This window comes from Streptomyces sp. NBC_01341 (genome assembly GCF_035946055.1).
Lineage (GTDB): Bacteria > Actinomycetota > Actinomycetes > Streptomycetales > Streptomycetaceae > Streptomyces.
The window spans coordinates 3,638,426-3,659,734 of the sequence record NZ_CP108364.1; the positions used below are offsets into that span (position 1 = coordinate 3,638,426).

20 protein-coding genes are annotated in these 21,309 nt (G+C 70.8%); 8 read left to right on the forward strand and 12 right to left on the reverse strand.

The window, feature by feature from the left end; genetic code table 11:
- Positions 1-6: 6 nt before the first annotated feature.
- On the forward strand, positions 7-954 hold the full coding sequence (locus OG206_RS15995; RefSeq protein ID WP_327116557.1) for a D-2-hydroxyacid dehydrogenase: 948 nt from the start codon (positions 7-9) through the stop codon (positions 952-954).
- Positions 955-1,000: 46 nt separating this feature from the next.
- On the opposite strand, the gene OG206_RS16000 is transcribed toward OG206_RS15995, so the two are convergent.
- The 8 genes from OG206_RS16000 to OG206_RS16035 form a co-directional block, all read right to left on the reverse strand.
- Complete coding sequence (locus tag OG206_RS16000; protein WP_327116559.1) at positions 1,001-1,774, reverse strand: TetR/AcrR family transcriptional regulator; 774 nt, start codon at positions 1,772-1,774, stop codon at positions 1,001-1,003.
- Positions 1,775-1,853: 79 nt separating this feature from the next.
- On the reverse strand, positions 1,854-3,353 hold the full coding sequence (locus tag OG206_RS16005) for an MFS transporter (RefSeq protein ID WP_327116561.1): 1,500 nt from the start codon (positions 3,351-3,353) through the stop codon (positions 1,854-1,856).
- A gap of 219 nt (positions 3,354-3,572) precedes the next feature.
- Complete coding sequence (locus tag OG206_RS16010; protein ID WP_327116563.1) at positions 3,573-5,759, reverse strand: ArnT family glycosyltransferase; 2,187 nt, start codon at positions 5,757-5,759, stop codon at positions 3,573-3,575.
- Positions 5,759-7,057, reverse strand: coding sequence for a bifunctional glycosyltransferase family 2/GtrA family protein (locus OG206_RS16015; RefSeq protein ID WP_327116565.1), 1,299 nt, complete (start codon positions 7,055-7,057; stop codon positions 5,759-5,761). Before OG206_RS16015 ends, OG206_RS16010 begins: the two co-directional genes overlap by 1 nt.
- Positions 7,058-7,082: 25 nt before the next feature.
- Positions 7,083-8,801 carry a HAMP domain-containing sensor histidine kinase gene (locus tag OG206_RS16020; protein WP_327116567.1) on the reverse strand — a complete coding sequence of 573 codons (1,719 nt, stop codon included), beginning with the start codon at positions 8,799-8,801 and terminating at the stop codon, positions 7,083-7,085.
- A 4-nt stretch (positions 8,802-8,805) separates the two neighbouring features.
- Complete coding sequence (locus OG206_RS16025) at positions 8,806-9,543, reverse strand: response regulator transcription factor (protein ID WP_327116568.1); 738 nt, start codon at positions 9,541-9,543, stop codon at positions 8,806-8,808.
- A gap of 159 nt (positions 9,544-9,702) precedes the next feature.
- Positions 9,703-10,590, reverse strand: coding sequence for an amidohydrolase family protein (locus tag OG206_RS16030; RefSeq protein ID WP_327116570.1), 888 nt, complete (start codon positions 10,588-10,590; stop codon positions 9,703-9,705).
- A gap of 50 nt (positions 10,591-10,640) precedes the next feature.
- Positions 10,641-11,528: a DUF2797 domain-containing protein gene (locus OG206_RS16035; protein ID WP_327116572.1), complete on the reverse strand. Its 888-nt coding sequence runs from the start codon at positions 11,526-11,528 to the stop codon at positions 10,641-10,643.
- Between the two features lie 162 nt (positions 11,529-11,690).
- Between OG206_RS16035 and OG206_RS16040 the strand changes: the two genes are divergently transcribed.
- The 3 genes from OG206_RS16040 to OG206_RS16050 all read left to right on the forward strand — a co-directional run bounded on the left by OG206_RS16040 (position 11,691) and on the right by OG206_RS16050 (position 15,063).
- Positions 11,691-12,635, forward strand: coding sequence for an RNA polymerase sigma-70 factor (locus OG206_RS16040; protein WP_327116574.1), 945 nt, complete (start codon positions 11,691-11,693; stop codon positions 12,633-12,635).
- 116 nt (positions 12,636-12,751) lie between these two features.
- The gene (locus tag OG206_RS16045) at positions 12,752-13,954 is read left to right on the forward strand and encodes an NAD(P)/FAD-dependent oxidoreductase (RefSeq protein WP_327116576.1); all 1,203 of its coding nucleotides are present in this window, start codon (positions 12,752-12,754) and stop codon (positions 13,952-13,954) included.
- A 140-nt stretch (positions 13,955-14,094) separates the two neighbouring features.
- Positions 14,095-15,063, forward strand: coding sequence for a tetratricopeptide repeat protein (locus OG206_RS16050; protein WP_327116578.1), 969 nt, complete (start codon positions 14,095-14,097; stop codon positions 15,061-15,063).
- A 257-nt stretch (positions 15,064-15,320) separates the two neighbouring features.
- On the opposite strand, the gene OG206_RS16055 is transcribed toward OG206_RS16050, so the two are convergent.
- From OG206_RS16055 to OG206_RS16070, 4 genes are all read right to left on the reverse strand, one after another.
- Positions 15,321-15,764, reverse strand: a complete 444-nt coding sequence (locus OG206_RS16055) for a cytidine deaminase (protein WP_327116580.1) — start codon at positions 15,762-15,764, stop codon at positions 15,321-15,323.
- Positions 15,765-16,815: 1,051 nt separating this feature from the next.
- Positions 16,816-17,427 carry a DUF6082 family protein gene (locus OG206_RS16060; protein ID WP_327116582.1) on the reverse strand — a complete coding sequence of 204 codons (612 nt, stop codon included), beginning with the start codon at positions 17,425-17,427 and terminating at the stop codon, positions 16,816-16,818.
- 159 nt (positions 17,428-17,586) lie between these two features.
- Positions 17,587-18,129, reverse strand: a complete 543-nt coding sequence (locus tag OG206_RS16065) for a GNAT family N-acetyltransferase (protein WP_327116584.1) — start codon at positions 18,127-18,129, stop codon at positions 17,587-17,589.
- Positions 18,126-18,899 (reverse strand): GntR family transcriptional regulator, encoded by a 774-nt coding sequence (locus OG206_RS16070; RefSeq protein WP_327116587.1) that lies wholly within the window; start codon positions 18,897-18,899, stop codon positions 18,126-18,128. Before OG206_RS16070 ends, OG206_RS16065 begins: the two co-directional genes overlap by 4 nt.
- 597 nt (positions 18,900-19,496) lie before the next feature.
- Here OG206_RS16070 and OG206_RS16075 point away from each other — a divergent pair.
- Genes OG206_RS16075 through OG206_RS16090 form a run of 4 tightly spaced genes read left to right on the forward strand, consistent with a single transcriptional unit; the run spans position 19,497 to position 21,305 of the window.
- On the forward strand, positions 19,497-19,766 hold the full coding sequence (locus tag OG206_RS16075) for a DUF6284 family protein (RefSeq protein ID WP_327116589.1): 270 nt from the start codon (positions 19,497-19,499) through the stop codon (positions 19,764-19,766).
- Positions 19,763-20,089, forward strand: coding sequence for a DUF6303 family protein (locus tag OG206_RS16080; protein ID WP_327116591.1), 327 nt, complete (start codon positions 19,763-19,765; stop codon positions 20,087-20,089). Before OG206_RS16075 ends, OG206_RS16080 begins: the two co-directional genes overlap by 4 nt.
- Positions 20,086-20,949: a protein spdB gene (locus tag OG206_RS16085; protein WP_327116593.1), complete on the forward strand. Its 864-nt coding sequence runs from the start codon at positions 20,086-20,088 to the stop codon at positions 20,947-20,949. Before OG206_RS16080 ends, OG206_RS16085 begins: the two co-directional genes overlap by 4 nt.
- Positions 20,949-21,305 (forward strand): RRQRL motif-containing zinc-binding protein, encoded by a 357-nt coding sequence (locus tag OG206_RS16090; protein ID WP_327116595.1) that lies wholly within the window; start codon positions 20,949-20,951, stop codon positions 21,303-21,305. Before OG206_RS16085 ends, OG206_RS16090 begins: the two co-directional genes overlap by 1 nt.
- Positions 21,306-21,309: the final 4 nt, after the last annotated feature.

Sequence of the window (21,309 nt, forward strand, 5' to 3'; positions counted from 1 at the left end):
GTACCCGTGAAGCCGCCCTCCCCGGGCCCGCTGTCGCGGGCCCGTCTGCTCACCTCGCCGTCCGTCGGACCGTCCGTGGTCCGCGAACTGGAGCGGATCACCGGCAGGCCGGCCGGGTCCGCGGACAGCGCCGGACCCGACGACCCCTTCGTGTACGTGGGGGACGTCCTGCCCGACGCCCTCCGGACCCCGCGGCTGCTGTGGTTCCACAGCGTCAACGCGGGTACGGACGCTCTGCTGACCTCCGGGGCATGGCCCGAAGACGCTCTGCTGACCAGGACGGTCGGCCGGATGGGCGAGCGGATCGCGCAGTACACGCTGGGCTGGGTCCTGGCCGAGTGCCAGTCGGTCGCGGAGCACACCGCCCAGCACGCGCGGGCCGAATGGCACCGCCTCCCCTCCGAACTCGCCGTCGGCCGGACGGCCGTCGTCCACGGGACCGGACGCATCGGATCCTCCGTCGCCGGGCTCCTGCGGGCCTGCGGGGTGCGCACGATCGGCGTCGGGCGCACGCCACGGGCCCTGCCGGAGGGCTTCGACCGGGTGGTCCTGGCCGGAACGGCCGACGAGAACACCGCCCTCGCGGACGCCCGGTGGGTGGTGTCCACGCTGCCCCTGACCGGCGCCACGGAGCGCTTCTTCGACACCGCGCGGTTCACCGCGATGCGGGGCGCGACGTTCATCAACGTGGGCCGGGGCGCGACGGTCGACATGGCGGCGCTCCGGAACGCCCTGCACAGCAGGACGGTGCGGCGGGCCGTGCTCGACGTACTGCCGGACGAACCCGCAGGCCCCGATGACCCGGCCTGGCTGCTGCCGCACACCGTGATCACCTCGCACTCGTCCGGCATCACCGCCGACGAGGACGTCGTCACGGACTTCGCGGCCTGCTGGGAGGCCGTCACCGAGGGGCGCGTGCCCGCACTCGTCGTGGACACCCGGCGCGGCTACTGACGGCGCGCTCCGTCACCCGGTCGGTGTCCATGGTGTCCGGGCGGTCCTACGAGGGCCGCACCGACCGCTCGCACATCGCTTCGATACCGGCGATCAGGAGGTCGAGCGCGAACGCGAAGTCCCGCTCCCGCATCTCCTCCACGGTGTCCCCGCGGCGCGCCTGCATCAGGCTCTCCGAAGGTGCCATCGCCCGGTTCAGTTCCGGGTCCGCGCGGATCGAGCCCATCGCCCGCTCGACGTACTCGTCCTGGCTGAGTCCGGCCTCCGCCGTGCGCTGCACGAAGTGCCCCTCGATGGTGCCGAATCCGTAGACGAACTGGAAGACGGCAGACATCCCGCCCGTCCGGCGTTCGAGGGGCAGCCCGGTGGCCCGGATGACGTCCTGGACCGCGTACGAGAACAGCATCGAGTGCGGGCCGATGTTCAGGAAGCTCCCGGCGAGTGCCGAGGCCCAGGGATGGCGCACCAGCATCCGGCGGTAGTTGGTGGCGAGCTCCCGCAGCCGGTCGCGCCAGTCGGCGTCCTCACGGGTGGGCGGGATCTCGCCGAAGACGGTGTCCAGGGCGAGTTCCAGCAGGTCGTCCTTGGTGTCGACGTACCAGTAGAGGGACATCGCCGTCACGTCGAGCTCGGCGGCCAGGCGACGCATGGAGAACTTCGCGAGGCCGTCCGCGTCGAGCAGCCGCACACTCGCCGTCGTGATCCTGTCCCGGTCCAGGCCGGCCGGCTGGTCCGCCTTGCGGGCGCGCGACGGTGTGCGCCGGTCCAGCCACACACTGACCCGCGAAGGGTTCCTCACACGGTCTTCCGCGGACCCCATGGCGCACACTCCTCTTCTTCCGGTGGCACTGACTGCGTACCGGCACCCCGTCCGATGCTATGCCCGCCACCTGGGGCGTTCAGTCCGTCCGCGCGCGCTCCGCCCTCCGCAGCAGGGCGGCCGCGAGCAGACCTCCGGCCAGTACGGCGGCGGCGCCGACCAGTTGGCTGGTCTCCAGGCCGGAGGCGAAGGCGTCCGTGACATCCGCGCGTACCCCCGGACCGTCCGCGACCGCCAGAGCGGCGGGGAGGGACGCCGTCCCGACGGCGCCCGGAACGAGTGCGGCGAACCGCGAGTTGAGCACGGCGCCGAGCACCGCGACCCCGAGGCCGTTGCCGAACTCGGCGAGCGTGCCGTTCACCCCGGCGCCCACGCCCGCCCTCTCGGGCGGGATGGCGCTCATGATCGCGTTGGCCATCGCGGGCATGGCGAGCGCGATGCCCGCGCCCATGACGACCAGTCCGAGCAGCATGCCGCCGTATCCGTGGCCTCCCAGCAGGGCGATCGCCGCGAGCCCCGCGGACAGCAGGCACATCCCGGTGGCGATGGTCGCGGGCGTTCCCATCCTCGGGACCAGCCGGGCGCCGAGGCCGGTGAGGTTGAGCACCACCACCGTGAGGGCGAGCGGGGCCGTGCGCAGACCCGCCTCCAACGGCTCGTAGCCGAGCACGAACTGGAGGTGCTGGGTCAGCAGGAACAGCGATCCGGTCATCCCGAAGGCGACCAGGACGGCACCGGCCACCGCGCCGGTGAACCTCTGGTCGCGGAAGAAGTGCATGTCCAGCATCGGGTGGGGGACGTGGAGTTCCCAGAGGACGAATCCGGTGAGGACGGCGACCCCGGCGAAGGCGGTCAGCAGGACCCGGCCGGAGTCCCAGCCGTGCTCCGGGCCGGAGATGATCGCGTACACGACGGCCGTCATGCCCAGGGTGGAGAGCAGCGCGCCGGCGAGGTCGGGGCGGTCACCGCTCGGGTTCTTCGACTCGGGGACCAGCCGGAGGACCGCGATCAGTCCAACGGCCGCCACCGGGATGTTGACCAGGAAGATCGCACCCCACCAGAAGTGGTTCAGCATCGCGCCGCCGATCAGCGGACCGGCCGCGAAACCGAGGGAGCTGACGGTGGACCAGATGCCGATCGCCTTGACGCGCTCGGTGTCGTCGAAGATCTGCACCACGACCGCGAGGGTGGTCGTGATCAGCAGCGCGCCTCCGACTCCCATGCCCGCGCGGGCCGCGATCAGCTGGCCGGAGGACTGCGCCAGCCCTGCCGCGAGCGAGCCCACGCCGAACAGCGCCAGGCCCGCCGTCAGCATCTTCTTGCGGCCGTACCGGTCGGAGGCGCTTCCCGCGCTCAGCAGCAGACCGGACTGGACGAGCGAGTAGGCGTTGATCATCCACTGCACGTCGGCGGTGGAGGCGTGGAGTTCGTCGGTGAGCGAGGGGATCGCGACGTTCAGGACGGTGTTGTCGAGCAGCACGGTGAGCTGGGCCAGACAGATGACGCCGAGGATCAGCCAGCGCTGCGCATGGGCGCCCCGGAGGGCTGGATCGTGCTGCTCGGCGGCGGTCGCCGTCATGCGGACTCCTGTTTCCGGTGCACGGGGCGGCGCACGTTCCGGTGCGCCCGCACGGTGCTCCTCGGGTGTGCGGGAAGGATTCCTGTACACCGTAAAGTAGTCCTGTACGCCGTACAACTCACTTTGTACGTCCGCCCTGCGACGCTCCGCGCGCCGGAAACAGGGCGTGGCCCGGGGTGTTCGCCCCGGGCCACGCCCTGTCGGTCCCGCCGCCGGTTCCTACTCCCCGCTCTTCGGCGAGGTCAGGTCGTAGAAGGTCGCGTTGCCGGCCGTGATCTCCTCGAAGTTGTCCTCGACCCACGACGAGATCCGGGAGGAAGTGCCCTCGCCGCCCATGCCTCCGCCCATGCCGCCCGCGATGAAGTAGTGGACCCTTCCGTCCGCGACGTACTTCTTGAACCGGTCGAGCGTCGGGGACGGGTCGCTGCCGTTGAATCCGCCGACGGCCATCACCGGGTCACCGGTGGCCAGCTGGTAACTCGCCGCGTTCTGCGAGCCGATGGCCGCGGCGGCCCAGGTGTACGCGTCGGCGTCCTGCTTCAGGAGCGTCGCGGCCTCCGAGTCGACGGAGGCGCCGTTGAGCAGACCGCCCATGCCGCCACCGCCCGCGCCCCCTTCGCCCGCCCCGCCACCCGGCATGACGCCCTGCCGGCCACCGGGAGCCTGACCGCCCTGGTTGCCGTTGGGTGCTTGACCGCCCTGCTGCGCGCCCTGGCCCGGCGTCCCGCCGCCCGGGAAACCACCGTCCAGCGCATTGCCCGGCGCCCGGCCGCCCTGCTGCATGCCCTGCCCCGGCGGCCGCATGCCACCGCCGGGGAAGCCACCCGGGAAACCACCGCCCCGGCCGCCGCCAGGACCGCCCATGCTCGCGCCGGACGGGCCCGCCGTGACGATCGAACCCTGGTGCCCGGTGTTCAGGGTGCTGACCGTGTACGCCGCCGGCCCGGCGAGCGAGGCCGCGAGGCCCAGCCCCACCGCCCCGAGCACCAGCGTCCGCCCGAGCCGTGTGGCCGGCAGCAGCCCCACCGCGCCCAGCAGGCCGCCGATCAGGACGGCCCAGCGCAGCCACGGCACGTAGTCCGGCGTGCGCGCCAGCAGGACGTACGACCAGACCACCGTCACCGCGACGGTCGTGCCGAGCACGGCCCCGGCCCACCACGTGCCCCGTTCCTCCCAGAGGACGGTGGCTCCCATACCGGTGAGCGCGGCGATGCCGGGCGCCAGGGCGACGGTGTAGTACTGGTGGAAGATCCCGGCCATGAAGCTGAAGACGAGCGCCGTCATCAGCAGGGAACCGCCCCAGGCGAGGAAAGCCGCGCGGACCGCGTCGGTCCGCTTCGCCCGCCACGTCAGCCACACCCCGGCGGCCAGCAGCACCAGCGCCGCGGGCAGCAGCCACGAGATCTGGCCGCCGATCTCGGAGTTGAACATCCGACCGATGCCGGTCTCACCCCAGCCGCCGCCCCGGCCTCCTCCTCCGCCGCCGCCTCCGACGCTGCCGGTCTCCTCGCCGTTGATCCGGCCCAGACCGTTGTAGCCGAACGTCAGCTCCAGGAAGGAGTTGTTCTGCGAACCGCCGACGTACGGCCGCGAGGAGGCCGGCCACAGCTCGACGACGGCCACCCACCAACCGCCGGACACGACCATCGCCAGTGCCGCCAGGCCCAGTTGGCCGAACCGCCTGCCGACGGATCCGGGCGCGAACACCGCGTACAGCACGGCCAGCGGCGGCAGGATCAGGAACGCCTGCAGGGTCTTCGACAGGAAGGCGAGACCCACGGCGACGCCCGCCCACACCAGCCACTTCGTCCTGCCGCCCTCCATCGCGCGCAGCACGCAGTAGACGGTGACGGTCATCAGGAGCGCGAGCAGCGCGTCCGGGTTGTTGAAGCGGAACATCAGGGCCGCGACCGGGGTGAGGGCGAGGACCACCATCGCGATCAGCCCGGCGGCGGCGCTGAAGCGGCGGCGGACCGCCGCGTACAGGACACCCGCCGTGGCGACCGCCATCAGCACCTGGGGCACGAGGATCGCCCAGGAGCTCAGACCGAAGATCCGCACCGACAGGGCCATCGGCCAGAGGGTGGCCGGTGGCTTGTCGACGGTGATGGCGTTGGCGGAGTCCAGCGAGCCGAAGAAGAAGGCCTTCCAGTTCCGGCTGCCGGCCTGCACGGCGGCGGAGTAGAAGGAGTTGGCGTAACCGGAGGCGCTGAGGTTCCACAGGTACGCGAGGCCGATGACCAGCAGCAGGCCCAGGAAGGCGGGCCTCACCCAGCGCGGGTCCTCGGGCCTGCCGCGACGAAGGCGACGCGACAGCGGCTCCCGCCGGTCACCCGCGTGCGCCGCCGCCCGCGCGGGGGCGCCGGGTGGGGCCTGGACGTGGTCGGAGTGCGTGGCCATGGTCATCAGGCGTTCCTCGGTTCGTGGGCGGGACCCTTGCGGGCGTCCTGGCCGTCGGTGCGCCGGTCGGGGAACACCCAGGCGCGGAAGAGCAGAAAGCGCAGCACCGTCGCCGCGAGGTTGGCCGCGATCAGCACGGCGAGTTCCGTGCTGTGCGACGCCGGTCCGGAGGCGGCGGCCAGACCCGCGAGCGAACCACTGGTGAGCGCGAGCCCGATCGCGAAGACGACGAGCCCCTGCGCCTGGTGCCGGACGGCGCCGCCCCGTCCGCGTACGCCGAAGGTGAGCCGCCGGTTCGCCGCCGTGTTCGCGATGGCGGACACCAAGAGGGCCGCGCCGTTGGCGGTCTGCGCGCCGACGCCCGTCCGGAAGAGGGAGTACAGGGCGAGATACGCGAGTGTGGAGAGCGCGCCGACGACGCAGAAGCCGACCAGTTGCCTGGCGAGTCCCCGCGGGACACCGGGCACGGCACGGTCGCGCGGGTCGTCGCCGAACGGCCGTGACAGCCGGTCCAGGGGCAGCGCCCCGGTGGCCAGGGCCCTGCCCACCCGCCAGACCCCCTTGAGGTCCTCGGTCGCGGTCCTCACGATGTGCACGGTCGAGTCCGGGTCGTCGACCCAGTCGACCGGCACCTCGTGGATGCGCAGTCCGGCGCGCTCGGCGAGCACCAGCATCTCCGTGTCGAAGAACCAACCCGTGTCCTCGACCATCGGCAGCAGCCGCTCGGCGACCTCGCGCCGTATGGCCTTGAAGCCGCACTGCGCGTCACTGAACCCGGCGGCCAGCGAGGAGCGCAGGATGAGGTTGTACGCCCGCGAGATGAACTCCCGCTTCGAGCCCCGCACGACCCGCGAACTGCGGGCCAGGCGCGAGCCGATGGCCAGGTCGGAGTGGCCGGAGATCAGCGGGGCGACCAGCGGCAGAAGGGCGTTCAGGTCCGTGGAGAGGTCCACGTCCATGTAGGCCAGGACCGGGGAGTCGGAGTGGGACCACACGGTCCGCAGCGCCCTGCCCCGGCCCTTCTCCTCCAGCCGGTGCGATCTGACCTCGGGGATGAGCGAGGCGAGCGCCGCCGCCACCTGGGGAGTCCGGTCGGTGCTCGCGTTGTCCGCGACGGTGATCCGGAAGCCGTAGGGGAAGGTTCGCGCCAGATGGTCGTGCAGGCGCAGCACACACGTTTCGAGGTCCTTCTCCTCGTTGTGCACGGGGATCACCACATCGAGTACGGGTACCGGAGCGCCGACCGCTGCGGCCAGGAGATGCTCCCGGGCCGGCAGGGTGCTCCACGGGGTGTCGGTTCGCATGGGACGACACTCGCCAACCCCGCTGTCACATCCGTGTGCTGAGCCTGTGGCCGGGCTGTGAGTGCTCCACGGCCACGTCGCGGACGCCGTTTCCGCGGGCCGTCGGGTCCGCGACGGAGCCGCCCGCCGGATCCGCGGAGCCGTGCCCACCGGCGCCGTGCACCGGGGTGGGGCAGGCGCTCCGGCCTTCGGGTCCGCGCCCGTCCCCGGGCACCGCGTCCGCCGGCAGGTGGACGGCGAAGACCGTGTCACCCGGCACCGACCGGACCTCGACCCGGCCGCCGTGGGCGGTGACGACGGCCTGCACGATGGCCAGGCCGAGTCCCGTCGAGCCGGCGTGCCGGGAGCGCGAGGCGTCGCCGCGCGCGAACCGTTCGAAGACGCGCGGCCGCAGCTCGGGCGGGATGCCCGGGCCGTCGTCCCGGACCTCCAGGGTCACCCAGGGCACGTTTCCGTGCGCCTGGCTCACCCGCACCGTGACGGTCGTCCCGGGCGGTGTGTGCGTACGGGCGTTGGCCAGCAGGTTGACCAGGACCTGCTGGATCCTCGTCGCGTCCGCCGACACCGTCGCGGGCACCTCGGGCAGTTCCAGACGCCACCGGTGGGAGCCCCCCGGATCTCCGCCGGACGTGCGGTCCGCGACGCGTGCGTCGCTGACCGCGTCGACGACCAGGGGCGTGAGATCGGTGCTCTCGTACGAGAGCGGCCGTCCGGCATCGATCCGGGCCAGCAGCAGCAGGTCCTCGACCATGCCCGTCATCCGCTCCGCCTCGGACTCGATGCGCCCCAGGGCGTGCCGGGTGTCGGGGCCGGTGCTCTCCCGTCCGCGCCGGGTCAGTTCGGCGTAACCGCGGATCGAGGCGAGCGGGGTGCGCAGCTCGTGACTCGCGTCCGCGACGAACTGCCTGACCCGCGTCTCGCTCTTCTGCCGGGCGTCCAGGGCCAGGCCCACATGCCCCAGCATCCTGTTGAGGGCCGCGCCGACCTGCCCCACCTCGGTACGCGGATCGGCCTCCGCCTCCGGAACCCGCTCGAAGAGGGCCACCTCGCCGCTGTGCAGGGGAAGCTCGGACACCCGCGTGGCGGTGGCCACGACCCGGCGCAGAGGGCGCAGGGCCACACCGACCATGGCCGCGCCGGCGATCCCGGCGGCGATGAGCCCGGCGCCGGTGACACAGACCTCGACCAGGATCAGGGTGGCGACTGCCTTGTCCACCTCGGCCGTCGGAATGCCGACCAGGACGGACGTGGAGCCGCCGTGCGGCACGACCTGCACGCGGTAGCCACCGAGCCCCGGGAGATCGACGTCGCGCGGCCCGCCGCCCGGAGTCACCCCGGCGGCGTCCAGGACCTTCACCTGGGCGTCGGTCAGCGCCTCGGTGACCTGCTGGGCACCCGGGCTGCCGCTTTTCTTCACCACCTTCGACAGGATGACGGAACCGTCGGCGACCACGGCCCCGAACGTGTTGAACGGCTGGCCCCCGCCCCTGCCGACGAAGTCCAGCGGCTCCCTCTCCCGCGGGACGCCCGGCGTGATCATGCCGCTGCCCGGCGGGCGCGCCTCGGCGATCATGGAGAGGTCGCGCAGCTGGCCGTCGAGCTTGCCGTACATGTAGCTGTGGAAGGCGATGGCGGTGACCGAGCCGATCACGGCCGCGACGACCGCGATGAGCGTCACCGCGTACACGACGAGCCGGGTCCGCAGCGTCCACGGGCGCCCGCCGGACCTCTTCCTCCTGCTCACCGGGCTATTCGCCCGGCTTGATCAGATACCCCGCCCCGCGCCGGGTGTGGATCATCGGCGACCTCCCGGCGTCGATCTTCTTGCGCAGGTAGGAGATGTAGAGCTCGACGACGTTCGCCTGGCCGCCGAAGTCGTAGTTCCAGACCCGGTCGAGGATCTGGGCCTTGCTCAGCACGCGGCGCGGATTGCGCATCAGGAAGCGCAGCAGCTCGAACTCCGTCGCCGTCAGGTGGACGAAGTCGTCACCCCGGCTCACCTCGTGGCTGTCCTCGTCCAGCATCAGGTCACCGACGACGAGCGTCGACTCGCTGCGGACGGAAGCGGTACCGGAGCGGCGGATCAGCCCCCGCAGCCGCGCGACGACCTCCTCCAGGCTGAACGGCTTGGTGACGTAGTCGTCCCCGCCCGCCGTGAGCCCCGCGATCCGGTCCTCCACCGCGTCCCGCGCCGTGAGGAACAGCACCGGGACGTCCGACAGTTCGCGCCGCAACCGCCCGAGCACGGCGAGCCCGTCCATGTCGGGGAGCATCACGTCGAGGACCACCGCGTCCGGCCGGAAGTCACGCGCGGTCCGGACGGCACCCTCACCGTCGCCCGCGCTGCGCACCTCCCACCCCTCGTAGCGCAGCGCCATGGAGAGCAGCTCGGCCAGCGGCGCCTCGTCGTCCACCACCAGCACGCGGACAGGGGTGCGGTCCGGCCTGAGCAGTTCGGTACGCCCCTGGGGCGAGGTCGTCGTCATGGCCCAAGCCTGTGAGACGGCCGTGAGAGGGAGCTTTCGCCTACCTGTGAATTTCCTGAGAAACGCGCCGGAACCCATGGGACCGCCCTCTGTGCCCGTGCGCACCGCCCTGCGGGGTGCCCATGCGCACCGCCCTGCGGGTGCCCATGCGCGCGGGGCTCACCCGAACAACGCGTCCGCGTTCCCGTGACAGACCGCCCGCAGCCAGTCGGCGCCCAGCCCGAGGCGCTCCAGCGCGTGCAGCTGGTGGACGTAGGGATACGGGATGTTCGGGAAGTCCGTACCGAGCAGGATCCGGTCCCCCAGGTCCGCGAGCCGCCCGAGTTCGCCCGCCGGGAAGGGGGTGAAGTCCTCGGTGAAGTCCGTGAACGCCATCGTCGTGTCGAGCCGCACCTCGCAATACTCCGCAGCCAGGTCCAGGAAGTCCGTGTACTCCGGCATGCCCATGTGCGCCACGACGAGCCGCAGCCGGGGGTGGCGGGAGAGCAGCCGGGAGACGGGCCCGGGCCCGGTGTACGCACCCGGCGCCGGCCCGGAGCCGCAGTGCATCACCACCGGCACGCCCGCTTCAGCCAGCAGCCCCCAGACGGGTTCCAGCAGCGGGTCGTTCGGGTCGTACGCACCGACCTGGAGGTGCGACTTGAAGACGCGCGCCCCCGCCCCGACCGCTTCCCGCACATAGGTCTCCACGCCCTCCTCGGGGAAGAACGTCGCGGTGTGCAGGCAGTCGGGCACCTCGGCGGCGAAACCGGCCGCCCAGCCGTTCAGCCAGGCCGCCATCCCCGGCTTGTGCGGGTAGAGCATCGAGGTGAACCGGAGCACACCGAACGAGCGCAGCAGGGCGAGCCGTTCGTCCTCGTCGTGCCGGTAGGTGATCGGCCACTCCAGCCCGGTCAGCGGGCCGGCCGAGTCGAAGTACGCCCAGACCTTGCGGAGCACCCGATCCGGCATGAAGTGCGTGTGGACGTCGATGATCCCGGGCAGCCCGAGCCGCTGCCGGAAGCGCAGCACGTCCTCGCGTTCACGGTCACGTCCGTCGCCGCTCATCCGCCCCACCCGCCTCGTACGTCCAGGGAACGATCTCCCCGGCGACGATCTCAGAACAGGCCGCCCTGCACACCACCGCCCCCTACGGACACGGCCGGTGCGCTCACCCCCGCCCGGGCGTCGGCGGCCACCAGGTCCCAGCCGGTGATGAGCCGGGTGTCCAGCACGACGATGTCCCCGTCCACCGTCCTCAGATGCAGATCGGGGCCCGCCGCCGCGACCAGCCGCCCGGCCACCACGCCCCCGTCCGCCAGCCCGGTCACCACCCGCGCCGCCGGCCCGGCACCGGCCAGCCCGAACACCCCGGCGTGGTCGACCGCCTCGAACGGCAGCCGCTCCAGGGCCTCCGGCCAGCCCGCCCCCTCCAGCGCGGCGGCCAGCCCGTACAGTCCCTCGATCTCCGCGGCACGCTCGGCCGCACCCGGCAGACCGCACCGGATCGCCCGTTTGCGCGCGTACGGGATCCGGTCGGGCACACCGAGCGCGGAACGCAGCAGCTCCTCCGTCCGCCGGGCTGCCATCAGCGGCCCGCGCCCCAGCCAGCTGAAGACCACGGCCCCCTGCTCACGCAGCCTGGCCGCCCCCCGCGCCTCCCCGGTGATCCCGACCTTGACCATGCCGGGCCCGAACCAGGCCAGATAGACGCGGTACGTCCGGGGGTCGTCGGCGATCGTGTCGGCCGCCACCGAGTGCGCCCGGTCCAGCCGTGCGCACTCCGCGCACCGCGCACCCGTGCTCCGTACCGGCACGACGGCCGACACCGGGCAGGCGTTCCCACGCGCCCCCACGCAGTGACGCTCGCCGTCGGCCCGGAACCCCAGCTCCGTCCCGTACGCCAGGGCACTCGTCCGCCCCCGCCCGGCTCCGCCCCTCCGCGCCCAGCCGAGCACCGGCACGTCTCCGGGCCAGCTCAGACCGGTGCACCGCCAGCCACTCATGGCACCCCCGGTCGGCTCGTGCGGTGGGCGTGCGGGTCTCCCGGACCGCGCCCGCCTCGGAGAACCCATTGTCCCCTCCCGCCGCGCCTCGACTGCCGACTGCCGACTGCCGGTCCAACCGCCACGGCTCCCCGGCGGGACGCGCGGGCTACTATCCGGGCCATGGCGCTGACCGCGAACGACACGGCCCGGTTCGAAGCCTGCATGCCCCGCCTGCAGGCCATCGCCTACCGCCTCCTCGGCTCCGCGAGCGACGCCGAGGACGCCGTACAGGACACGTTCCTGCGCTGGCAGGCCGCCGACACCGGCCGCATCGAGATCCCCGAGGCCTGGCTGACGAAGGTCCTCACCAACCTGTGTCTCAACCAGCTCACCTCCGCGCGCGCCCGCCGCGAGACCTACGTGGGCCAGTGGCTGCCCGAGCCCCTGCTCTCAGGCGACCCGATGCTCGGCCCCGCCGACACGGCCGAGCAGCGTGAATCCGTCTCGTACGCGGTCCTCGTCCTCATGGAACGCCTCACCCCCAACGAGCGGGTGGTCTACGTCCTGCGGGAGGCCTTCGACTACCCGCACCGGAGGATCGCGGAGATCCTCGACATCACCGAGCCGGCCTGCCAGCAGATCTTCCACCGCGCCAAGAAGCACGTCGCCGAAGGAAGGACCCGTACCGAGATCGACGAGGCCGCCGCCCGGCGGATCGTCGAGGAGTTCCTCACGGCCGCCACCAGCGGCCGGACCGAGCCACTCGTGCGGCTGCTCACCGCGGACGCCGTCGCGATCGGCGACGGCGGCGGGAAGGTCCCGGCCCGCGCCAAGGCATTCGAGGGCGCTCTCGCGGTCGCGACGTTCATGCGGGGCCTGTTCAAGCCCGGCAAGGCCAAGCGCGCGATCGTCGGCGGCTCGCCCGAGGTCCACATCTCGAACGCCAACAATGCCCCCGCCGTCGTGGTGGTCATCGACGGCCGGGTCATCGGCGTCATGTGCCTGGAGATCACCGCGGAGGGAATCGCCGCGTTCCGCAGCCAGGTCAACCCCGACAAGCTCGAACGCGCGACCCTCCGATGGGCCGCGTCCGACCACGGGGAACCCCTGCTCATCGCCTTCTGACCCCCGTCCTGACCGCCTCATGACCCCGGTGTGACGTGCCTCACGCCGGGGTCCTGTCAGGAATCGGCGGGCTGCCCGGTTCAAGGGGCGAACCCGCGCGAGACAGGAGCAGGGAAATGAAGCACCGGATCATCGTCCTCGGAGCCGGATACACCGGAGCCATCGCAGCCGGCCGCCTCGCCAGGCGACTGCACGGCGACGACGTCGCCATCACCCTCGTCAACGCCGAGCCCGACTTCGTCGAGCGGGTACGGATGCACCAACTCGCGGTCGGCCAGGACCTCCGGCCCCGGCACTTCGGCGAGATGTTCGCGGGCACCGGCGTCGAACTGAAGCTCGCGAAGGTCACCGGCGTCGACGTCGACCGCCGGACCGTCGCCGTGAGCGACACCACCGGCGGCACCGAAGAACTCGCCTACGACACCCTCGTGTACGCCCTCGGCAGCAGCTGGAACACCCAGGGCGTCCCCGGCACCGCCGAACACGCCCACGAGATCGCCGGCCGCCCCGGAGCGCTCCGGCTGCGCGAGCGCCTGGCCGGCCTCGGCGCCGGACAGACCGTGGTCGTCGTGGGCGGTGGCCTCACCGGTCTGGAGGCCGCGACCGAGATCGCCGAGGCCCGGCCGGACCTCGATGTCGCCCTGGCCGCCCGCGGGGCGCTCGGCGACTGGCTCTCCCCCAAGGGCAGGGGCCACGTGCGGAGGGTCTGCGACGGGCTCGGCATCACCGTGCACGAGCACACGGCCGTCACCGCTGTCGGAACCGACCGCGTCACCACCGCCGACGGCACGGACATCCCCGCCACGGTCACCGTGTGGACGACCGGCTTCGCGGTCCATCCGATCGCACGGGACACCGCGCTGGAGGTCACCGGCACGGGCCGGATCATCGTCGACGGGACGATGCGGTCGGTCTCCCACCCCGACGTCTACGCCGTCGGCGACGCGGCGATGGCGATGGGCCCCGCCGACAAGCCGCTGCGGATGTCGTGCGCGACGGGCACACCGACCGCATGGCAGGCCGCCGACGCCATCGCGGCACGCCTGACCGGCACGAAGCTCCCGAACACCCCGCTGCGCTACTTCAATCAATGCATCTCCCTGGGCCGCAGGGAGGGCCTGATCCAGTACGTCACCGCCGACGACCGATCCGTCCGGGCGGCACTGACCGGACGCCCCGCCGCGCTCTACAAGGAGCTGATCTGCAAGGGTGCCGCCTGGAGCGTGGCCAACCCGACGATCGGACTGCCGACCCGACGCCGCCGCATCGCGCGCGGCCGCATCACGGGGGAGGGGGCGGCCGTCGAGGCCTCGGCCTGAACGGGGCCGCCGGTCTGGGGGCGTCGAGACGTCCACCCGCCACGCTCGGGACGAGACACAGAACCTTTGGCCACGGATATTCTCTGTCGGTGTCGAAATCGGAGTCGAAATCGGAGTCGGGGTCGGGGTCGGACCAGTCCATGGCAGCTGGCATCGGTCTCGCCCGTGTGATGGCGCACTGCGGCGGAAGCCCGGTCGGCGCCGTGAAGTTCCTGGCAGAGGCGATAGCCTCCGCGCCGGCCGCCCCCGAACCCTACGAGGCCCTCGCCGAGCTGTGGCGGGACCGCCGCCAGGAACTCAAGAAAGGCCTCGAAGGGGACGGATCCTTGAGCTCCGCACTGGCGCAGGCGTACTTCCTGTTCCTCGACGGGGACATGGACGACGCGGTCATGACCCTGGGCTCGGTCACCGGCGCACGGCCCGAGGTGGCCTGGGGCACGGCTCCGTGGTTCAGCGATGCGCGCCTCCTCGACGCGGTGAGCGCCGAGGCGTTGGCGGAGGCGAGCCTGCGGACCTTGGACTACGGCCAGAACCTCGACACCGAGGAAATGCGTGAGCGGTTCACGCCCTGGTTCCACGCCTTGGACAGGGTGTCAGAACGGAGCCCCGTACCGGAGTCGCTGGCCGCCATGGCCCGGCTGCCCCGTGCCTGCGGCCGCTACGAGCTGGCTTTCACCCTGTGCGACCGTGCCGACGCCGTCGCCCGGGTCATGTGGACCGAGGTCGCCCGCGCGAGCACCTGGCGCGCGATGGGCGAACTGGACCAGGCAGCGGCCTCCTTCGAGAGCGCCCTGGCCCTTGACCCCGCCAACTGGTCGCTCTGTCTGGACCTTGCCGATGTGCGCGCCGAACAGGGTGATTACGCCGCCGCCGCGGGTCTCGTCGAACAGGGCCTGCGGCACGAACCGCGCGAAGTCTCCCTGCGCGCGGCGGCCGCCGCCTACCGCACACGCCTGTCCGGCTCCTCCGACGACCTGCGGGCCCTGATCACCCTGGCACCGGAGCTCGCGAACGCCTCCTACCGAAAACTGCTGATCGACCGCGCGTGCGCGGGGCCGGGACTGCCCCCGGAACTCGTGGCCGAGGCCCTCGGCACAGGCAAGGACTGAACACACGTCGGCCCCGCGGAAGGGAGCAGCGCCGGCCCGCCTCGTGACGGCATACGGCAGAGGCCCTCAGGATTTCTCCTGAGGGCCTCTGGCCTGCTGTGCACTCGGCAGGATTCGAACCTGCAACCTTCTCCGTAATTCTATGCGGATCGAACGAAGGCAGTCAGAACAGTCGTGGCCCCAAAGCGAACGGACAGTCCGACCGGCAACGGTTGCTGAGGTTGTGGTACTTCACTGCTGCACCGCCGTGGATGCAGTCACTCGGAGTGCTGGGCCGGGGAGGGCCACTCTCCCTCCGCGAACTGTATCCCCCAGTAATAGGGGTTCACCTCAGCGAGAGTGCGCGCGTGCCAGCGGGTTGGATCGTCTTCTCGTGGAACCGCGACTTCAACGGACGGCCCCCAGAGCGCGAGCCGTTCCTGGCAGACACCGCAGGGAGGCAGGATCAGAATCCTGTCGCGCTCCACGTCACGGCAGACGCAGACGGATGCGGTGACGGCTCGGTCCTGGGTGTAGGCCTGAATGAATGCCCCGGTCTCCTGGCAGAGTGCGACCGAGCCGTTCATGTTGTCGAGACCGACGCTGGTCAGGATGCCGCCGTCCGCGAGCCGCACAGCGGATGCCCCACCAGGTTCGCCCGTGGGCCAGCGTCGGTTCATCAGGTCCACGGCCGCGTCTACAAGCGCCTGGTCGATTTTCATACGCCGGAGTTTGGCACGCACGTTCCCTCTACGCCTCGCGACCTGGGAAGGGCAATGGAGCGAGCGCCAGGCGTTCCGCTGGCGATACGGCAGCAGCACGCGTGGATCTGTGGCCTCGGCCGGCTCTCCGCCGCGATGGGCGGTGCCGGCTGACACGGTTGCTGTGGGTCGCTGCTGTACGGGCATGCGACAGAGGCCCTCAGGATTTCTCCTGAGGGCCTCTGGCCTGCTGTGCACTCGGCAGGATTCGAACCTGCAACCTTCTGATCCGTAGGCGGGTGCGCCCCATGCAGCGCCCGGTCTGACACCGGCACCGAGCCTGCTTGTCGCGGGGCCACTGTGCTCGGGCGTGCCCTCGTGTGCACCGACGTTGATGTCAGGCGTTGATGTCAGGCGGCGCCGTCTCCGGTGAGTTACTCCTCCGCGTCCCAGATAAACGTGTCCCTGTCCGTCCCAATATCCACGAAGGGCCAGATGCCCCTCACCTTGGTGACTTGTTCTGTGGGAGGCGGAAGCGGTTCCCCTCGCAGGTACGCACCTAAGGAAGCGATGGCGTCCGCGCAGAGGTAGATCCGGTCGACGCGTTGTTCTTCCCACGATCTTGCGTCGCCGGGCGGCGAGAGAGGCAAGAAGAGCACGTCAGCTCTTATACGTTCGCGTAGGCCGGCGTGCGGAACACGTTGCATCAAGACTTGGACAGCAAGTGCACGCTCTTGGAGCTGATGCTTAGCCGCTTCATCCTCCTGGCCAGCTCGACGTGTATCGCGCCAGACCGCGAGCAGGTGGCCCATAGCTTCCTCGATTGCTCCTGAAGCCCGAGCCTGAGCTTGTGCTTCCCGTCGATCCGCCGCTTGATGCCGATGAGTCATCACCGTGGACCAGATCGAGAGGCCGCCTCCGATCCCAGTGCCGATCAAGCCAGCGAACGCCCCAACCCATACCGAAGAGTCCATGGGGTAATCCTGACCAGCTTGCCCCGGCATTGACGAGTCGTCGGAGGTAACAGGTCTGATCAAGACGCACCTTGGGTGGGCGTCCTAACCGTTCACGGCTAGGACCTGTCCGGCCGATCTTGAAACTCCAGAAGGGCGGACGCTGGCCCCGCCGCTACAGCAGCCTGGTGGCTCTCATCTACCAGGCGAACGAACACGCGGTCGCGGCGGTCACCAGCCTCCATGGTGCGACGCCAACCCGGCCCTTCGCGTTCCCACTGTTCCCGCGCGATCTCCCCGCAGAAATGTCCGTCGAGTTTTACCGCGAGCTTCTCGACGGACAGATGGCCGATGCGGAAGCGCTGCAACAGCTCGCCGAGAGCGAGGGACGTGATCAGATGCTGCTGATGCCGCTTCAAGGTCACCGGTGCGACGGGAGGTGACCATGCCTGGAGCAGATTCGGGTCGCTCAACGCGATTGTCGCGAGCTGGAGATGGCTGTCTCTGATGGCCTGCTCGTTGCTCGTGCGCGCCTGCCGGACCTGGTAGAGGAGCGAGAGGGCCACACCGGCCAAAGCGACGGCTGAGAGCACGACGGACACGGCCCCGTACGTCTGGCTGATGTCGCTGAGTTTCCCCCAGTCCGCGCTCGCCGGAGCCACAGCAGCCAGTACGAATGGTGTGGAAACGATCAGCCCCAGCAGTCCGAGCCCGAGCACGCCGTACGCCAAGGCCCTCAGTAACCATGTCGTGCGTTGCGCCCTGCCGCTTCCAGTTCTCACACGCCCCCCAGAAACACTCACTGCCGGTTCGCTGACCAGAATGAAGCTGACATGGGCGCCCGGCAAGAGGCACTCAATCCAGCTCCCGCATGATCGGCCGGACAGGGCCTAGTCAGCGCAGTCCACAAAGCCGTGGTCAGCCAGTGCCGTGGGGCGCTGCGCAAGCCACCCGGAGACGCGCGGGCCCCCGTTCACCGCACCGCCCTCCCGGACAGTGCGCACGTACGCGAACCCCTGCCGGAGGTAGTACCGCTGTAGCGCGTCATTCGTCGTCCAGGCGTCAAGCCGCAGCCACTTGGCGCCGGCGCGGTACGCCCTGTCTCCCGCCCAGTCGAGAAGCCGACCACCAAGATTCTGTCCGGCATGAGTGCGCGCAACAGTCAGCTTGGTGACGAAGAGGGACGGCTCCCTCAACTCCTGCTCCGTCCACAGGCCCTCTTCTACGTCCGGCGTGAGTGTGATGGTGGCGGCCGTGACGTCGCCGTCCACGACCATGAAGACAGAACCTGCCTCAACCGTGGCAAGCAGCCGGTCAGCGGGATAGGGGCGCTGCCACTGATCGCTGCCGAGACGCGTGAGCCAAGCCGCGGCCTCCTCGCGGAAGGCCAACAGCTTGGCCACATCATCTGGGCGTGCGGGATTGATTTTCACTGAGGTTCGTTCTCGCTTCGGGCGGACTGGTCGCCGATCTCGTAGTTCATCCGGTTCAGGTCACCCCGGAACGTCGTAATGGTGCAGCGGATGGGCCGCTCCGCCGAATACCCCGTACGCATCCAGAGGAGCACGGGCACTCCCGCGCCGATCTCCAGCAGCCGTGCCTCATCCGGGGTCGGCATGCGGGTCGAAATCTCGTCGAAGTACCCGATCTGCTCAATCCCATGAGCGGCCAGGTATCGAGTGGTGCCCTCTTCGATATCGCCAGGCTCTGCGATGCGGCGGGCCTCATCGACCAGCCACGCCGGGTAGTACGTGGCCTGCGTCGACCAGGGAACGTCATCCACGTACCGATGACAGAACCGCAGGACAGCGCGGGATTCGGGGTCAACCTTGAGCCTCTTCGCCACATCGGCAGGGGCAGGCAGAACCTCGACCCTGAACGTCTGGTGCGGTCGACGGCCGGCGGCTGTGACGTCCGTGCTGTAGGCGTCGCCGTTCTGCGGGAAGCTCAGGTCTTCGAACCGGGAGGCGTTCAACTCGAACACCTCGTGCTTGGCCACCTCGTATCCGAGGCCTTGGCTGGACGTGACAAGACCCTGCGTGACCAGCAGGCCAAGCCCAGACCGCACGGTGTTCCGGGACGCGTCGAAGCGCGTGGACAGCTCACTCTCCGAGGGGAGCCGCGACCCGGGCGGATACGTCCCGTTGTCGATCTCGCGGCGCAGAGCATCCGCGACTTGCCGGTACTTCGGCTGCTTGCTCATGCCCCCATCATGACGCACTCGCTCAACTTGTTGGTACATGTGGCCTCCGATCGCTTGACGCTTCACAGTCCGTTGGTGCACCATCACTACATCAGCTTGTACCAACAAGTTGAGCAAGCGGTGCAGCTCCTTCAAGTGTGCGCCCTTGCGCCTTATTCCCTTCCTGAGCGCATCGCTCGTGGTGGGGGCTCAACAACTGCACAGCGTGATCCACCGCGTCAGTACGGCCGTGACCACACCGGCCGGGGCGAGTGGAGACCAGCCGACCGAGAACCGGCCCCCTTCACACCGGGGTCCACACCCCCTGACCGGGGAACGCCATCGGCTCTAAGAACCGCACGGCACACCTTCGAAGCTGCCACCCCAGACTTCCGGGATTTCGGACCTCCCCGGAACGAGCAGCGCCGTGCGAACAGGAGATCCGAAGCACCAGCGCTCACGGTGCCCGGCATTCGGGCCCGCCTCTCCGGCGGGCTGCGGTGCCGGGTCGCCGTGGTCGCTCGTAGCCCACGAACGACCCCCAGACGGCGCGAGGCCCCGGTGCTCGAACACCGGGGCCTCAGTTCGGGCCGTCCCACCGTGAGGAGAAAACGACCCATGAAGCCCATCGCTGCACTTCAGGCCCTTGTTACGGCCGCGTCGCTCGACGTCGAGCCGTCGGCCGCTGAGCTGGACGCGATCGACCGGGAGATGCCGCTCATCCGGGCGGAGGTCGAGTTGCTGGACGCGCAGATCATGACCATCGACCGGCCGGCGAACGAGCTGGACATCCGCCGGGTCCGCCGGGCCCGCAACCGGGTCCTGGCGGCCCGGCGGGACCTCACCAACCGGGCTTCCGGCACGGCGGAGTCCGGGGGCGCGGCATGAGCAAGCAGATCTTCGGAGCGCAGATGTCGTTGCGCTGCTGCGGGACCACCAAGCCGGAAGTGACGACCGGTCCGTGCTGGCAGGTGTTCGTGGCCATGTCCGGACGGGTCAGTGAGTGGCCCACCTACACGTGGCCGACGTCCACCGACGTCCCGACCCCTGACCAGCGCCGGGAAGCGCTGTCGGAACTCGGGTTCGCCCTCGCCGAGGGCGCTGCATGGGAGTGGACGGAGGACACCGGGCCGGAGTACCACCCGCACCCGGTGCGCGTCGCGCTGCTGGCCGCAGTCAAGGTCCGGCCGCTGGAAGGTGGGGCGGCATGAACGCCAAGACCGTTCTTCCCGCCGTCGGCATGACTGCCGTGTCCATGGTCCTCACCTTGGCTGTGGTGATGATGTGGCTGGGTACGGCGATGCCGTGGCCGGTCGCATTGGTCGTCGGTCTCGGGATCGACGGCGGATGGCTCGCCACCCTCGCCTACGAACGCCGCCTCGCAGCCCAAGGCGACCACTCCACACCGGTCACCGCCGTCGGCTGGTCCTTCGGCCTCATCGCCACCGGCGTGCTGGTCGCCCACGCCCTCACCGCCGAAGAGTCCACGGGTGCGTGGCTGGCCGTCGCGTGGCTGCCGATCGCGGCCAAGGCCCTGTGGCTGGTCCACGGACTGTGGGAGCGCACCGCGCTCACCGTTGAAGCGCTGGACGCGATCCAGGGGATCCAGCAGGAAGCCCGCGACGAAGCCGCCGTGGCCCGCGCCCGACTCCGGGCCGAAGCCTCCACGGAAGAGACGCGGCTGACGGCCGTGACGCAGGCCGGCGCCCGCGTCGCACACGTACAGGCACGCACCGCCAACACCCTCTCCCGAGCCTGGTCGACCCTGGAATCCGCGCGGGAGGGTGAGGACACCGGACGGGCGCTGACCAGCGTGACGACCCCCGTCACGCCCGGCGTCACACCCCGCTGGGAACTCCCCTTCTGGATCCCCTCCGACCCGGCTTCGGTGCTCGCGCTGGAGTCGCCCGGCGCCCTCACCGATCAGGTGCTCGACGCCCTCGTCGACCAGATCCGGCACAGCGAGACGCCCGCCCTGTCCTACCGGGAGATGGCCGCCCGCTTCCGGACCGCCGGGCACTCCGCATCCGAGGTTCGGCTGCGGGCCGCGTGGAAGCGCGTGGCTGCGTGATGGCCACGCTGTCTGTCTACCGGTGGCGCCTGGCCCCGGACGGATACGCCACCCGCCGCCAACTCCGAGCCCTCGGGCTACGGCCCGGCGGCCAGGACGTAGCAGCGCAGCTCGAACGGCCCCGCCGACGGCGGGGCCCGCTGGTCGCCTACCTCTACCGCATCGACCGGGCCAAACCGGTACGGCCGATGACCCCCGCCCGGCGGGCCGCTCTCGCTAAGGCGATGGCGGCCCGGCGGACCTGCCCCAACTGCCTTCGCGACGCGGGGTACTGCATCCCGCGTTCGCTCGGCATGTGCGTGCCCTGTTCAGACCTTTTCAGCAGCCGCCCGAGCCGCGGCAACGAGACGGAGTGACGTA